This window comes from Flavobacterium sp. KH_035, from assembly GCF_057839565.1.
In genome coordinates this window covers 1,797,736-1,814,934 of sequence record NZ_CM174492.1, presented here as the reverse complement: position 1 = coordinate 1,814,934, position 17,199 = coordinate 1,797,736, and the positions used below count along the sequence as shown (strand labels likewise).

The window sequence follows — 17,199 nt, the reverse complement described above, 5'->3', positions numbered from 1 at the left end:
TTTAATCTATTTCTATTAAGACAGGCAAATGATCTGACGGATATCTTAAATCCTTAGAATCACTTAAGACTACGTGTTTTTGAATTTTTAATCCGCTGTTTTTGGAGATAAAAATATAATCCAGTAATAAGGTTACAGGTTCATTGTGTTTGAAATCATTAAAAGTACCGGAAGGACCAAAAGGTTTTTCTTTCGAAACCTCTTGTGTATCATCCATCACTTTTTTTATCTCTTTAATTTGTTTTGTGTTGGGTTCTGAATTAAAATCTCCCATTAAAAACACAGGATAATTTTTAGTATTTATTTCTTTTATTTTGGAGAGAACCAGCTCTACTCCTTTTACACGGGCCACCTCGCCCATGTGATCAAGGTGCAGGTTGAAAACCCAAAACACTTTTTTTGTTTTTAAATCTTTAAACAATCCATAGGTACAAACTCTGTTACAGGCAGCATCCCAACCTCTTGAAACGACGTTTGGTGTTTCTGACAACCAAAAGGTGTTACTTTCCTGTACCTGAAAACGATCTTTTTTATAGTAAATCGTACAGGCTTCTCCCGTTCCTTTCTCTTCTCTTCCTATTCCAAATTGGTTGTAATCCCGAAAAGCGGAAGTTATATCGGCCACCTGATTGGGCAGTGCTTCCTGAATTCCAAAAATATCCGGACTGTAAAATCTGATTTGAGAAGTAAAAAAATCTTTCCGGTTGGGCCAGGCGTTTTCTCCGTCAGAAGCAACATCCAAACGAATATTATAGGTCATTAATTTTACATTTTGGCCATAAAATGAGCCACTAACTAAAAGCAGAAACAGTACGAGAGCAATTGTGTTTGTCTTTTTCATCTTAAAAAAATTTGATTCGTAAAACTACCATTTCATTGGTCTCGAAGAAAAATATAAACTTCAAAATAATGTTAATTTAACCCGTTGGATGTATTTAAACACATAGAAAGTTTACAGTCGCAGTTTACAGTCACAGTTTTCAGTCACAGTTTTCAGTCGCATTTCACATTTAACATCCCACATTTTACGTATCTATTTTTTAAGATCCTTTTAATCTGTGGCGGTTATTTAAGTAGATAGATTGCAGTCGCAGTTTACAGTCGCATTTCACATCTAACATCCAACATTTTACATTTTACGCATCTATTTTTTCTGTTCTGAAAAATCTAAATAATTCAGGTTGAAACCTCCTTTTTCGAAAACAACTTTAATTTTTTGTGTTCCGGCGTTTAATGCTATTCCCGATAAAACAACTGTTTTCCATTTATCATTTCCTCCCGTGGCTGGCAGCGTAAGGACTTCAGATCTCTTTCCATTTTGTGTTTCGAGATATAGTTTTCCCTCTGCATTTTCGCCCGAATAACGAATCGCTACTTTGTATGTTTTTTGTTTTGCCACCTGGGCAGTAAACTGTAACCACTCTCCGTCTTCGATAAAGGAAACCTGATACCCGTTTGATCCGGCATCTTTGCAGGGCAGAATATCTACACCGTCATTTCGCATCGAATTTCCTTTGTTCCACTCGTCAAATTTTCCGGTTTCGACTCTGTAGTTTATAAAATCTGTATCAGAATAGGCATATCCATTGGTTCCTAAATCATATTGAGTTGCTGCAATTTTCCCCGGAATCAAATGTTTTTTATAGGGTTTTGTATCGTTGGTTTGTACCTGTCTGAACATGGCATCAATCACATCTGGTTTTACGGTTACCCTTTCCATTTTATAATTATCGGCCATTTTCATTAGCGTTTTTTTCGCAAAATCAGCAGCTGGTTTTTGACCGCCCTCTTTCCAATATTTTAATAAAACATCGTATTCCGGAATTTTGGTTACGGAAGTCACTCCCGCAATATTTTCGATTTTTTTCATAGGCCAGAACGCCCACCCGATATTGTTGCTTTCTACCAATGTCAGTGCATCCTTAAACCAGACGTTCGAGTTTTCGCCGCTTTCTCCAAGCCAGATCGGCACATTATATTGCGTTCTGTAATCGAGTATTTTCTGGATCGACGCTTTGGTATTGTAGTTCCAGTATTTATGAAAACTCAAAGCCATATTCTCATCCCATAAAGGAAAAATTCCATTGTAATTATTCCCCCAACAATTTCCTTCAATAAAAATTAAATGGTTGGTATCGACTTCCCGAATGGCTTTTGTGACCCGAACCATCAGCTCTCTTAAAGGGCCGTTGGAGTTTTCGTCACAGCCGTTTTTGTTTGTTCCGGTAAAATTCCAATTGGGTTCATTGATAATGTCGTAAGCCCCAATCCACGGGTTGTCTCTGTAACGAGACGCCAGTTTTTTCCATAACTCAATCATTTTTTTCTGATTGGCTTCACTCTCCCATAAGGAAGGTTTGGTAGTATCATAATCTGAAATTGCCGCATCATTCCCCTGTCCTCCGGGAGCAGCGTGCAGGTCGAGAATAAGGTATATTTTATTTTCGGCACACCATTTTAATAAATTGTCGGTCATAGTAAATCCCTCTTCGATCCAGGTAATTTCTCCATTTTTTTCTTCCTGAATGGATGGAGTATACAAATTATAGTGCATCGGCAAACGAATGGAATTGAAACCCCAGGCTGCTAAAGAATCGATATCGCGTTTTGTAATTCCGTTTGCTTTATAGGCTGCATAAAACTCTTTTGTTCCCTGTTCTCCAATGACATCCTGAATTTTTTGTTTGATAATATATTGAGGGCTTGCGAAAGGCTGCGTTTGTAACATATACCCTTCCTGCACCATCCAGCCTCCTAAACCTAATCCTCTTAATACTATGTTTTTTCCATTTCCGTCAACGATTTTCTGTCCTTCTCTGTGCAAAAATCCTTGTCCAAAAATAGTAGCCGAAAGCAACAGTTGTAATGCTATAATTATTTTTTTCATCTGAAAACTATTTATTTTCTTTAATCAATTATTTGATTATTTCCATGTATAAGTCCCTACAGCTCCTCCGTCTAAGGATGTTGTAATCCACTTACCGTCAAACTTAATATTGAAATTTACACTTCCCGATCCGTCATTTTCCACAATCAGAACCTTTGAACCTGAAGGCGTAATGAAAGCCACATTTTGCAGACTTCCGTTTATATTGCTGCCAATTCTGACAGAACCTGCCGAAACAAATTTAGACGCATGAGCAATAATGTAATAGGCTACATTACGCTGAAAACTTTCGCTTGAATTAACTGTTAGTGCTCCTTTACAAGTATTACATCCACCTGCCGTATGAGGTTCAAAAGCAGCATTGTTGGCCAAATTCCATTCTAATGCATTTTTGCTCCAATTGCGCATCGAACCGATGATTACATTTTTTAGGTGCCATTTTAAATCTCCGCCAAAATCCCCTGTTGAAGCGGTAAACTGTTCTGTGAAATAAATATTCTTGGCGGGATAAGCGTTATAAACTTCTGAAAGAGCCGTAATGTCACCGGCATATAAGTGAAAAGCCGAACCATCTACAAAAGGATATGCCACGGCATCCGCTAAAATCGCTTTGGGATAATTTGGATTGTCACAATTGTGATCGTATGCAATAATTTTCGCAGCAATATTGGCTGTTTTAAAGGCAGGTCCTAAATGATTCTTTATGAAATTCGTCTGTTCTAAAGAAGTCATTTCCATACTTGGATTATTGCCGCCATGCAACGGTTCATTCTGAGGAGTTATGGCATCAATGGCAATTCCTTCCGCTTTCATTTGCTGAATGTATTTTACAAAATACTTCGCATAAACTTCGTAATATTTGGTTTGTAACTTCCCTCCAACGAAGCTATTTTTATCTTTCATCCAAAGTGGCGCAGACCATGGGGTTGCCAAAATTAGAATCTTAGGATTAATGGCCAGAATCTGTTTTAAAAGCGCAATTACTCCGTTTCTGTCTTTGTCTAAGCTAAACCTCGTAAGATCTAAATCAGTATCTCCGACAGGAATATCATTGTAGGTGAAAGGTTCCGAATTTAAATCCGATGCTCCAATACTAATTCTAATGTAACTCACTCCGATTGCTGTTTCTGAAGTACCAAACAGTTCCTGTAAAAGTGCTGCTTTTTTTGTCGCATTTAATTGATTGATAACGCTCGCACTTCCACCTGTCAGGGTATAACCAAAACCATCAATGGTCTGGTATTTTTGAGCTGCATTTACTTCAATGTTTGGATAACTATTAGGGATGGTGTTAAATCCTAAGTTTCCGGGTTGCTTTGCCAATAAAACGCTCTGATCTCCTTTTGTGAGCCAAAAATCGACATCATTCGTTACAACAACTGGCGGTACGACTGGAGGAACAACGGCATCATTGGATGACGAACAACTTAATTCTAAAACTAATACAAGCGCAATTAAAATTTTATTTAGGTTTCTCATTGTTACTTTCAAAAGAGATTTGATTTAAGTTTGAAATCAATTGAGGATCAATCCTGAAGATCAGATTAGCCCCTCAATTGTAAAAGCACACTAATAAACAAGTGTTTGTATCGCATGTGCCGGAATTTTTAATACAGCCTGTTCAGCAGCTATGATTAAATTGTAGGTCACATCTTTGTCTGTCTGATTCATTACAACAGTTGCCATTTTACCATCTGCATTTAAAAATGAAGTACTTAACAAAGCGCTTCTGCTTACGGCAGAACTTACTCTCACGGCATTTAAGTGAATAAATTTTGAAAAATGTCCGATGTAATAATAAGATGGAGTGTAGATTAATTCTCCGGTTGTAGTATCGGCGTGAATAGGTGAAAAGCAAAAATTACCCACATGATTAGGTCCTCCATTTTGATCTAAAAGAATGTTCCAGTCTGTCCATCCGGCCGTTCCATTGTTAAAATCATTAATCATAGAAATTCCATAACGTTCTCCATTGCCCCAAAATTGGTATTTTTTAGCATCAAATTTTTCTACACAACCTTCTGTAAATAGCAATCCTTTGTCGGGATAGGCTTCATTTACTTTGGCTACGTTGTCAAACATAGATGCTCCTCCAGACCAGTTTTCGTACCAGTGAAACCCCATTCCCCATACATATTTTGATGCTTCTGGATCTGTATAAATCACATTTGCTCTGTAATTCATTAAATCACGATTATGGTCCCAGGCAATAATTTTAACCTTATTTAATTGCTCCTTTTTTAAAGTCGGTCCAAGGAAGTTTTTAATAAAGTCTCTTTCTTCCTCAGCGGTATAAATACACGATTCCCATTTCTGTACTGCCATGGGCTCATTTTGAGTAGAAGTTCCCCAAATTGGAATTCCTTCTTTTTCATAGGCTTTTATAAATTTGACATAAAAGTTGGCCCACGTCTGATAGTATTCCGGTAATAAGGTTCCGCCTTTCAAGACATCTTTATTGCTTTTCATAAAAGCATTTGGCGACCATGGCGCTGCATAAGTAGTTAATTTCCCACCCGCCGTTTTTATAGCCTGTTTGATCAACGGAATACGATATTGCTTGTCGTGATCAATCGAAAACGTTTTTAAATCTTTATCTCCTTCTTTGATATAAGAATAGCTTCCACTGCTAAAATCAGAACTTTGGATTGTGGTTCTTAGCAATGAATAGCCTATCCCTTTTTCTTTATCGTAGTAGGCATTTAAGAATTCAGTTTGTTTTTCTTTTGAAAGTTTAGCAAAAACTTCGGCACTTGCATCGGTAATGGCTCCTCCGATTCCCATGAAAGTCTGAAATTTTTTAGACGGTTCTACAAAAATAGAGGCCTCGATTTCAAGCGGCTGTTTTGCCGATGAAAAACTTAGATTAGCGGTAGAAGCCAACCTCAAATTTGAATTTTCGGCAGTGGTATAAACCGTTATCTTTTTCCCAGTGGTTGTAAATTCTTTTTTTGTTTTAGGCTGTTGTGCAAAAGCCGACAACGAAAACAAAAAACATAGTATTTTAAAACTATTTTTTCTCATTCTTACAGTATTATTTTTAATTCTAAAATCGATTTTCTTACTGAACTCTTTTCAATAAAAATAGCTCTGGCCATTTAAGAGATTTAAAAATAGCCCATACTCATACTGATTATGGGCTATTGCCAACCAAACTTAAACTTAACTCAAAACTTCCTTTTCAGCGTCTTTCAACGCTTGTTATCGTAGTGTTGCGAACAGCGAAGAAATTGCTGTTGCTTTATTATCGCAACTATCTGGTATTCCTAATGCTAAAGGCGTCATTAGGAATACCCTTTATAGCTGGATTATTTTTAGTTTTTGAACTACCAGTGCTCTATTGGTAATTCGGATTTTGTTTCAACTTTGTACCATTAAGTTCTGTATAAGGTATCGGGAAAATTTCGTCTGTACCGGCATTAAACCCTCTGTCGGCCAGTGCAGAGGCTGCATCTCCCCAACGTACCAAATCAAAAAATCGATGCCCCTCACCGGCTAACTCCATTCTTCTCTCGTTTTTAATTGCCGCTAAGGTTACAGGAACTGAAGGCAAATGCGCTCTTTTTCTAACTTCGTCAAGCAATGCCTGCGCTCTGGCTCCTGATCCTAAAGCCTCGGCTTCCATTAAATAGGTGTCAGCAAGTCTGATTATATAAGAATTTTGTTTGTAGTTCAACTCCGCATTACCTCCACCAGTACGAACGTCTGACTGTCTTGGAAGGTATTTGTTAAGGAAGTAACCGGTATCCTGATAAGCCGGAATGTAGTTTGCCTTACCTGCTGCTTTTAAAGCTTTTAAATCTAATATAGTAGCTCCAAATCTTGGATCATCTTTCATTACGTCATACAGCTTTTGAGTAGCCACATTAAAAGCCCATCCTGAAGGAAGATCAGGCGCAGTAGAACCTGTTGGTCTTGAATATCCTCTTGGTCCAACCATAATGTTTAGTGTATTTCCTTCATCTCTACCTGTTCCCCAAAATGTCCAGTCAGAATTCCCTGCGCTGGTATGAGATACTTCTAATAATGACTCTGCATTAAATTTATTAGTAGTCACCCACAGATCACTAAACTCAGATAGTAATTTATTTCCGTATTGATTTACCTGCCCCGGTGTACCATTTACTTGTGCTAAAACAGCCGCTGCCTCAGGATTTTTACCTTCAAACAAATATACTTTTCCTAATATCGCTTGTGCTGCCCCTTTGTTCAATCTCCCGGCTTCAGTCTCGGCAACAACGGTATTAGGCAAAGCAGCAATAGCTTCTAATAAATCTTTTTCAATTTGTGCATAAATTACCGTTGGCGCAACTTGCTCCGGGTCGAAAATAGTCTGCGTATTTAAAGGCACCAAAACCAAAGGAATGTTTTTAAACAATCGCACTAAATTGAAATAGTAAAGTGCACGTAAGGTTTTAGCTTCTGCAGCAAATCTGGCTCTTACCGTTTCGCTCATAGTAGCGCCCGGAAGTTTATCTAATAAAATATTTGCTCTTGAAACTCCCTGGTAATGATCGTTCCAGTAACTTCCCGGAATACTGATAGAAGTAAGAGAGTGCGTAGAGAAATTCTGGATTCCGTTTCCGTCTGTCGCGCTTCCGCCTCCGGCATAGAAATCGTCCGATCCGGCATTTAGCATTGCGACAAGGTTTTCGAAACCGCCGGTATTTTTTCTTATTGGATCGTAAACTCCCATTAATGCGGCGTAACATTGTTGTTCGTTAGAGAAATAAGTACTGGTATCAAATTTTCCCTGCGGATCAATCGTTACAAAATCTTCAGAACAAGATCCAAGAACAGCCATTGCAGCAGCAATGTATAAGTATTTAAATTTTATAGTTTTCATGATGCTTTTAATTTTTAGAATTGAACGTTAGCTCCTAACAAAATAGATCTGGCTTGTGGATAAACTCCCTTATCTACACCATAAACCTGTCCTCCAATTTCCGGATCAAATCCACTGTATTTCGTAAAAGTGAGCAAGTTTTCTCCCGTTAAGTAAAAACGAACTTTGTCTGAACCGATCTTAGAAGATAAGTTAGTCGGAAGTGTGTATCCAAGCTGAACGATTTTTAAACGCAGGTAATTGCCGTTTTCAAGATAAAAATCAGACATATTACTGAAGTTTTTATTTGGATCATTATTTGTTAATCTAGGATAATCATTTGAAGTTCCTTCTCCTGACCAGTGTCCTAAAGCGCTTGTCTGATAGTTTGCATTCAGGATATCCAGTCTTCGTAATCCCTGAAAAATTTTACTTCCCGCAGCTCCCTGAGCAAATGCCATGAAATCAAAGTTTTTATAATCCAGATTTACAGTAAATCCAAAACTATATTTTGGGATATTAGTTCCTAAGAATTGTTTGTCATCATCTGTAATGGCTCCGTCACCATTGGTATCTGTCCAACGGAAATCTCCCGGTTTGGCATTTGGCTGAATTAAACCTCCTGCAGCATTTTTGTAGGCAGCAACTTCGGCATCATTCTGAAAAATACCTGCTGTTTTAAAACCATAAAACTCATTGAATGAATGACCAACCTGTGTTCTTGTTACCGGTCCCATAGACTGGAAAGTAGCGTCTCCAACAATGTAATTGGTAGACGATCCAACGTAAGTGATTTCATTTTTTAAATAGGCAAAATTGGCATTAATCCCCAAATTGAAATCCCCAAGTTTTTTTCTGTAGCCCAATTCAACTTCAAAACCACTGTTATCCATATCTGCAATATTAGCCGAAGGAGCATCAACAACTCCAACATATCCCGGAATAACAACATTTCTTAAAATTCCTTTCGTGCTCTTTTTGAAGTAATCCAGAGTTAGAGAAAAATCACTAAAAATCTTTGCATCAAGACCTACTGTAGTCTGTGAGGTTTCTTCCCATCCTAAATCTGCGTTAGGTAAAGTAGAGTTTCCATAACCGGTTGTGATTGAACCTGTATTTCCAACAGAATAATTGTATCCTCCAACAACCAAACCTCTGTATTTGAAATCCTCTATATTATCATTACCAACAACTCCATATCCGCCTCGCAATTTTAAACTATTCACTGCATTATTCTCTTTCCAGAAGCCTTCTTTCGAAATCACCCATCCTAAAGAGAATGATGGAAAAACACCCCATTTTTTGTTCTCACCAAAACGGGTCGATCCGTCACGACGAATGATCCCTGTAAAAAGATATTTTTCTAAATAATCATAATTGGCGCGCAAAAACAAGGACGCTAATTTATGTTCTACAAGATCAGTTGCTCTGTTTACACGATCCGTTTGAGGAATATCAAAATTGAAAGACGCATCTTTGTAGCTTGTAATTGGCAAACCAAACATAGTTACCCCAATCGTACCCCCAATGTTTTCCACATAAGCACCTTGCCCTGCCAAAACATTTACACTATGACTACCAAACTTATTAGAGTACGCCAATGTATTTTCAAGAGTCCAAGAGAATGATTTGTTATTGTCCTGACTGTAATTGTTTCGGTCCTCTTTCATGTTTGGATTTAAGAAGAAGATCGGAGTAAAACCTTGTTTCCCCCAATAAGCGATCTTACCACCAAGTGTAGTTCTAAATTTTAAATGACTTGTGATGTTTGCCTCTAAATAAGCGTTTCCAACAAAATCATCTGACCAGTCAAAACCTCCCAGTCTTGTCTGAGTATAAGCCAAAGGATTGGTCATCTCCTGTTGTACCAATGACGAAATTCCGTAAAGATTTCCGTTTGCATCTCTAACTGCATTTGGATTGGTGTAAAAACCAGTACCTGCAACTGCCGGATCTGTCACGGTTAACGGGGTAAGCGGATCTAAGTTAATTGCCGAACTTAAAGGACCTCCAAACTCGCTGTTTGTGTTTCCGATACCTTTGGTTTTTTGATGCGTATAACCAAAAGTTTGTCCAAACGTAAAGTAGTCCGAAATTTTATGGGTAGAGTTTAAACGGAAGTTTTTCTTGGTATAGTTTGAAATATCTGTTGCAACAATTCCTTCCTGATCCTGTATTCCGAAAGAAACATAAAAAGTAGATTTTTCACTACCTCCGCTGATGCTTAATTCATGTGTATATCTAAAAGCAGAATTATTAAAAATCGCATCCTGCCAATCTGTACCTTTTCCTAACGATGCCGGATTAGGATACTTGATAGCACCACCGTCTGCTACAGACTTATCATTCATTATTCTTCCATATTGCTCCGCATTTAACAGATCCAATCTTTTTGCCGGAGCTGAAGTCCCTGCAAAACCATTATAATTCACAGAAATTTTTCCTGACTTTCCTTTTTTAGTGGTTACCAGAATAACCCCGGTTGCAGCACGAGTACCATAGATTGCGGCAGAAGCAGCATCTTTAAGGACTTCGATAGACTCGATATCACTCTGATTGATAAAACCAATTGCGTTTGCATCTACAGCAATACCATCAACAACCCATAGAGGATCATTACCTCCTTCTCTAAAAGTAGTTACACCTCTAACACGAACTTTTGAAGCAGAGCCCGGTTGTCCTGATGTAGCAGCTACTGATACACCGGCGACTCTACCTTGTAAAGATTGTTCCACTCTACCATTTGGCACTTTTTCCAAATCGGCAGATTTTACGCTGGAGATTGCTCCTGTGACCACTGATTTCTTTTGAGTACCATATCCGACTACCACAACCTCATTTAACGACTGTGATTCCGGTATTAACTTAATTGAAATTTTTGTTCTTCCATTTACAGCTTCATTAACTGGAGCATATCCAATAAAAGTGATCGTTAACGTTCCATTTGAAGGAACTTGTATTTGGAATTTTCCATCAAAATCAGATGCTGTTGCTTTGGTTGTGCCTTTTAATAAAATAGACGCACCCGGAACTGGCATTCCACTTTCATCATTTATGGTTCCGCTTACCGTAATATCCTGTGCCATTGCGATAACTGAAAACAATAGAGACGAAATACAAAAAGTAAGTAATTTTGTTAATTTCATTTTTCTAAAAATTTTGGTTAATTAATTAGTAATTTGATGCAATAATAATCCTAAATTTCTACTATCGGCAATTAACATTCACTACAAAAACACATCAAACTAAATTTACATGCCATACAAAAACACATCATTTTTTTTATAAACAACTAATTTACAACTAATTAATATTTAATTTTAAGATGTTATCAAAATGTTAATTTCAAAAACAAACACTACACTTACCCTTTAATGCTTATTTTTATAAAAAAAACAGGCTCCTACATCGTGATAGTAGGCAAAAACACACCATAAACAATTAAAAACAAACAACTTAACCACCAAAAACCATAACAACTCAAAAAAAACATGAAATTGATAAAATCACATTTTATTATAACTTTTTTTACTTTATTCTCAATTACGTTTTTCGGTCAGGTTAAAAGCATAGGATTACCGGATGTAAGAAATTACAAGCGTAACGAATACAAAGGAGGAACACAAAACTGGAATATTGGTCAGGATAAAAATGGAAATCTTTACTTCGCAAACAATAATGGTCTTTTACAATTTGATGGAGCTTCATGGCGAAAATACCCTCTTCCTAATCGAACCTCAGTTCGCTGTTTAAAAATTGACGCTTCAGGAAAAATTTTTGTTGGAGGCTACAATGAGTTTGGATACTTTCAACCAGACGCAAAAGGCAGACTTAAATACACCTCATTGGCTCAAAAAGTAGACAAAAACAAAATCAAGATCATTGATTTTATATGGAAAATTCATGCTATAAACAATGAGATCGTCTTTCAGTCCTTTGCACGAGCTTATCTTTTCAAAAATGGAAAGCTTTCGATCCTAAAAGCACCAAAACGTTTTCAATTTTCATTTTTGGTAAACGGCAGGCTTTATTTTCAGGATGTCGAAAACGGTATTTTAGAGTACCGAAACAATCGACTCTATACTTTACCCAACACTAAGTCCCTAAACAATACTGAGATTTGGGCCATGTATCCGTTAGAGAAAAACAAAACACTAATAATTACCCTTGAAAAAGGATTATTTCTCTACGAAAACAACACTATAAAACCATGGAATACGGAAGCCAATGATTTTGTAAAAAAGAACAATTCTCTTGGCGGATCTATTATTAAGAACAACTTTATTGTTTTAAATTCAGTCTTAGACGGTGTGATTATTTGCGACTTTAACGGTAAAATCATTCAACATGTTAACCGTAAAAAAGGACTGCAAAACAATACCATCCTGACTTCTTTTATAGACAACAAGAGCAATCTCTGGCTTGGCCTGGACAACGGTATTGCCTACATTAACGAAAACTCTCCCTTTACCTATTTTGGATTCAGCTACGACATCAGTACCGTTTATGCTTCTGTAATTGATCAGGGAAATTTATATGTGGCAACCAATCAGGGTCTTTTTTATCATGCCTGGAACAATACTTCTAAAGAAGGGGTTTTTAAACTTGTAGAAGGAACAACCGCACAAACCTGGAATGTACAAGTGATAGAAAATGAACTTATATGTTCAAACAACAGAGGGGCATTAGTTATAAAGGAAGGAAAAGTAACCCGAATGATCGATTCAAAAGGTTACTATGGTTTTAAGAGGATCCCAAATCGCCCCACCTATTTTATCGGCTCAAATTATGATGGATTTGCCATTTTTGAAAAAACAGCAGGCGGTTTAGTATATAAAAATCAGATTAACGGTTTTGACAAATCATCCAACAGTTTCGAGGTTGACGAGTCTTATTTATGGCTTAAAAGAGATGAGTCTATTTACAGGATGTCTTTAAACGACGAACTAACCCATTTTTCATACATAAAAAAAATAGACCAATTAACTCCTGCTTACAAAAACATTGGAAGCATTCAGAAAATTGACAACAAAATATACTTTCAATCCAACAATCATTTTTATCAGTACGTCAAACAACAAGACTTGTTTTTTGAAGACAAGGCGCTATCCAGGCTGTTCAAAAACATACCTCTTATAAATGCGCTAAGCGAAGATTCCCAATCTAATTTATGGTATGCCTTTGACGAGTCTATTGGAGTCTTAATGAAAGAAAACAATACCTACAAAAATGTTGTTGTACCATTCTCGAATTTAACAGGCAATCTGGTGAGCAACTATTTATCTATAAACACCATTGACCCTCAAAACATTTTTATAGGACTAACAGATGGACTGGCGCATTATAATTCTAAATTATTAACCAATTTTGTAACCAAACCAAAGGCTTTCATCCGAAGCTTTTCATTTCCCGGTGACACAATTGTTTTGGGGAACAATCAAAATAAAATAAAAAAAATTCGCATTCCTTATTCGTCAAACCATGTACGCTTTACATTCTCCTCTCCTACCTACGAAAATCTGGAAAATGTGCAATTCTCTTATCAGCTAGAGCCTTTTGATGATAAATGGAGCAATTGGTCTACCATTTCTATAAAAGAATACACCAACCTTCGGGAAGGAGAATATACGATGAACGTTAAGGTTAGAAATAGTTACGGAATACAGTCCGAACCGTCGACGCTTTTATTTACGATTGCGCCGCCCTGGTACAGGCACTTTTTAGCCTTTATGCTCTATTTTTTATTACTTATAATCTTAATTTACCTCGTTTCCAATCGAATAAAAGTAAAAATTCGAAAAAACAAACTCTATGAAATCCTTCTACAAAGAAAGCTGTATCTCGAAAAAGAATCAAAAATAAAACAAGAACAATATGAGCTGGCAAAAGAAATTGAAAAACTAAAAAATGACAAACTACAAATCAAAATTCTGGCAAAAGACAAAGAACTCGTAAACAACTCTTTACAAGTAGTGAAGAAAAACAAGATCCTGAACGGAATCATACACAAACTCAAAGAAATTGATATTGAAGCTCTTGACGAATCAACAAAATTTCAAGTGAGTAAATTAAACAAAAGCATTGTCAAAGAAGTCAACACTGACAAAAGCTGGAAAGACCTTGAAAAACACATTAAAAATGTGCATTTTGAATTTTTAAAACGCTTAAAAGAAAAATATCCGACGATATCCCCACGTGAACTGGATTTATCGACCTATTTACTTATGAATATGTCAACGAAAGAAATAGCCGAAATTATGAATATTTCTACCGGAGGAGTCGAACTAGCCCGTTATCGACTGAGAAAAAAGCTAGGACTGAATAAAAAAGAAAACCTGATTGGTTTTTTAATGAGTATTTAAAAGCAAAAAGGCATTCTTTACAGAATGCCCTTTTGTTAATTAATAAATTCCAACGTTCGTTCCAAAGCCATTCCCCTGGAGCCTTTTATCAGAATTGTATTTTCTTCAAAATGTATCGTCTTTAAAAACTCCGCAAAAGTATCGAAGGTTTCAAAAAAATGAAGATTATCTCTGCTTACTTTCGTTTCGTAAAAAGATTTCCCTATCAGATAACAAATGGATTTATCCTGATCTGATAATGAATCCACAATTAATTGGTGCTCCTGCCTGCTTTCATCACCAAGCTCAAACATATCTCCTAAAATCATAACCTTATTCCCGTTTTCCAATTGCAGGAAATTGGCAATCGCCACCGCCATACTACTCGGATTTGCATTGTAGGCGTCTAGAATAATTTCGTTTAATCCTTTCTTCAAGAGCTGAGACCTATTATTCTCCGGAATATAATTCTCGATAGCGTGTTTTACTGCAGTATCTTCAACTTTAAAATAAGACCCTATTGCTACAGCCGCATTAATGTTATTTGCATTGTAAAGCCCTATTAAATGTGATTTAACATTAAAGTTATCGTATTCGATCACAACAAAAGGGTTAGCCTTAATATTCTTGATGTTTAAGTTTGCCTGAGCATTGTTTACCCCAAAAGTAAAAGACTTAATTCCCGCCGATTTTTCAATCTGAATTGGATCTTCCAGATTAACAAAAGCAATTTTATCCTTTTTTGCTAAATACTGGTACATCTCGCTTTTCCCAATAATCACCCCTTCAACACCGCCAAAACCTTCGAGGTGTGCCTTTCCAAAATTGGTGATATAACCAAAATCAGGCTGTGCAATATCACATAAGAATGCTATTTCTTTCTTATGATTAGCGCCCATTTCAACGATTCCAATTTCTGTATCTTTTGTAAAAGACAACAAAGTTAAGGGAACACCAATATGGTTATTTAAATTTCCAACTGTTGCTTTGGTTTTATATTTTTTCGACAAAACTACATTGATAAGTTCTTTGGTAGTTGTTTTCCCGTTACTTCCCGTCAGGGCAATAATTGGAAGTTTTAAATAAGCTCTGTGATACCTAGCTAATTCCTGCAACGTTTCTAAGCTGTTTTCAACCAGAATTGTTCTGTCGTCAATAGCATAAGCCGCATTATCAATAACAACAAATAAAGCACCTAATTCTATTGCTTGATCAGCAAACGTATTAGCATCAAAATTTTCACCTTTAATGGCAAAAAACATAGAATCCTTCTCAATTTTTCTGGTATCAATTGAAACTGATTTGCATTTTAAAAACAAGCTATGAATGTCCTGGATATTCATTTATAAAAATATTTACATATTAAAAATAAGCAATAAAAAAATTCCAAATTCCAAAAGCTGAGTAAATCAGTTGGAATTTGGAATTTTTTTATTGAATTTGCCAGAATTTAGTTTCTAGGCGATTTTCTTTTTTCAGATTTAGCTCCTACTCTAGACATCGCACATCTAAATCCGATATAATCAGTTGCCATATCCTGAGGGAAATATCTTCTTTGACCCGGATCCAACCAATAAGCTCTGTCTCTCCATGAACCTCCTTTGTAAACTCTTACATTATCATCGATTAATGTTGTACGTTTACTTGAGTTGTCATATTTTTTAACCATCTGACCTAAACTATCTGTAGTGATATTGTGCTTAGGAGAGTTGTACATCGTCTGATCTGCTTTAGATCCTGATTCAGAATCTCCAAAATCAAAATACTTAGAAGATTGTTTGTCACCATCTCTGTAATTGATGTTGTTACTAGTATCGAAGTTTGTTCTTAGATAAGTTTCATTTTCATCAACTGGAACCTGAGCAATTTCTCCAGGTAAATTTGTTGCAATTTTTTTACCGTTACTTAATGTTTTGTATTGAATATTATCTTTAGTGATAATTTCAATTTTACCATCTTTCCCGATTTTGTTTTTAGCATATTGATTTCCTCTAAAGTAGTTAAAATCATTTGCTTCGTTATCAATAATAGGTCTGTAAACATCGGCAACCCATTCGGCTACGTTTCCAGCCATATCGTACAATCCGAAATCATTAGGAGCGTAGCTTTTTACAGAATTTGTAATATCTGCTCCATCATCAGACCAACCTGCAATTCCACCGTAGTCACCGTTTCCTTGTTTAAAGTTAGCCAATTGATCTCCTTTGTTTTTACGTTTTGAAGAACGCGTATAATCTCCGGACCAAGGATATTTCTTTTGTCCTTTATAGATGTTGTATTCTCTTTGTCCAACGTCAGCAGCAGCAGCATACTCCCACTCTGCTTCGGTAGGAAGTCTGTACTCCGGTAAGATAATACCTGAAGAACGTTGTGCGTACACATTTTTCTCTTCCGGAACTACTCCATCTTTACCTGCTTTAGGTCTTCTTCCGTTAGGATTTTTCTTTAATACAAGTTCTTCGTTACCACCGTAAGTAGTACTTGGAGAGGCAACATAACCTTCTGTATTAAATAAACTTTCAGCGCTAACATCCTGAGTTTTTGCTCCTTTTTTAAGGTAACCGTTTTTTTCTAAAACTGCTTCGTTCACACGGTCAGTTCTCCATTTAGCAAATTCAACAGCCTGAATCCAGTTTACACCTACTACCGGGTAGTTTGCGTAAGATGGGTGTCTCAAGTAGTTGTTTGTCATCGTTTCGTTATATCCTAAACGATTTCTCCACACAAGAGTATCAGGAGATGCTCCTTCGTAAATGTTCTTGTAATTTTCTTCTGTTGGTGGGAAAACTTTCTTTAACCACTCTAGGTATTCTAAGTACATACCGTTGGTAACTTCAGTTTCATCCATATAGAATGACTGAACGTGTTGTTGAGTTGGTGTGTTATTCCAATCGTGCATAACATCATCCTGTACTTTACCCATTGTAAATGTACCTCCTTCAACAAAAACTAAACCAGGACCAGCCTGTTGTTTTTTTCCTGCATTTCTGGCAGCAGTTCCATTCTGACTGTCTACGTCCCAACCAGTTGCCCTGGAAGCATGACTGGAACTCGATTTTTTGCTACAACTAGCCGTGCCTAACATCAATACCATTGACATCATTAATTGCAAGACTACAATTTTGTTTACTTTCATACTCATTCTG

At 36.6% G+C, this 17,199-nt stretch carries 9 protein-coding genes; 1 reads left to right on the top strand and 8 read right to left on the bottom strand.

Features of this window, described 5'->3' with window-relative positions:
- Position 1: 1 nt before the first annotated feature.
- The 6 genes from AC3IS6_RS07875 to AC3IS6_RS07850 all read right to left on the bottom strand — a co-directional run bounded on the left by AC3IS6_RS07875 (position 2) and on the right by AC3IS6_RS07850 (position 10,858).
- Positions 2–841 carry an endonuclease/exonuclease/phosphatase family protein gene (locus tag AC3IS6_RS07875; protein WP_489164392.1) on the bottom strand — a complete coding sequence of 280 codons (840 nt, stop codon included), beginning with the start codon at positions 839–841 and terminating at the stop codon, positions 2–4.
- Positions 842–1,144: 303 nt separating this feature from the next.
- Positions 1,145–2,887 carry a cellulase family glycosylhydrolase gene (locus AC3IS6_RS07870; protein ID WP_489164391.1) on the bottom strand — a complete coding sequence of 581 codons (1,743 nt, stop codon included), beginning with the start codon at positions 2,885–2,887 and terminating at the stop codon, positions 1,145–1,147.
- Positions 2,888–2,923: 36 nt separating this feature from the next.
- Positions 2,924–4,366 carry a glycoside hydrolase family 30 protein gene (locus tag AC3IS6_RS07865; RefSeq protein WP_489164390.1) on the bottom strand — a complete coding sequence of 481 codons (1,443 nt, stop codon included), beginning with the start codon at positions 4,364–4,366 and terminating at the stop codon, positions 2,924–2,926.
- 90 nt (positions 4,367–4,456) lie between these two features.
- Positions 4,457–5,911 carry a glycoside hydrolase family 30 protein gene (locus tag AC3IS6_RS07860; protein ID WP_489164389.1) on the bottom strand — a complete coding sequence of 485 codons (1,455 nt, stop codon included), beginning with the start codon at positions 5,909–5,911 and terminating at the stop codon, positions 4,457–4,459.
- 313 nt (positions 5,912–6,224) lie between these two features.
- The gene (locus tag AC3IS6_RS07855; RefSeq protein WP_489164388.1) at positions 6,225–7,733 is read right to left on the bottom strand and encodes a RagB/SusD family nutrient uptake outer membrane protein; all 1,509 of its coding nucleotides are present in this window, start codon (positions 7,731–7,733) and stop codon (positions 6,225–6,227) included.
- Between the two features lie 14 nt (positions 7,734–7,747).
- Entirely contained in the window at positions 7,748–10,858 is a 3,111-nt protein-coding gene (locus AC3IS6_RS07850; RefSeq protein ID WP_489164387.1) for a SusC/RagA family TonB-linked outer membrane protein, read from the bottom strand.
- A 345-nt stretch (positions 10,859–11,203) separates the two neighbouring features.
- Between AC3IS6_RS07850 and AC3IS6_RS07845 the strand changes: the two genes are divergently transcribed.
- Positions 11,204–14,074 (top strand): triple tyrosine motif-containing protein, encoded by a 2,871-nt coding sequence (locus AC3IS6_RS07845; protein WP_489164385.1) that lies wholly within the window; start codon positions 11,204–11,206, stop codon positions 14,072–14,074.
- A gap of 35 nt (positions 14,075–14,109) precedes the next feature.
- Here AC3IS6_RS07845 and AC3IS6_RS07840 read toward each other — a convergent pair whose 3' ends face one another.
- Both AC3IS6_RS07840 and gldJ read right to left on the bottom strand, forming a co-directional pair.
- Complete coding sequence (locus tag AC3IS6_RS07840; protein WP_489164384.1) at positions 14,110–15,396, bottom strand: UDP-N-acetylmuramoyl-tripeptide--D-alanyl-D-alanine ligase; 1,287 nt, start codon at positions 15,394–15,396, stop codon at positions 14,110–14,112.
- Between the two features lie 107 nt (positions 15,397–15,503).
- Positions 15,504–17,189, bottom strand: a complete 1,686-nt coding sequence (gene gldJ / locus AC3IS6_RS07835; protein WP_173964329.1) for a gliding motility lipoprotein GldJ — start codon at positions 17,187–17,189, stop codon at positions 15,504–15,506.
- Positions 17,190–17,199: the final 10 nt, after the last annotated feature.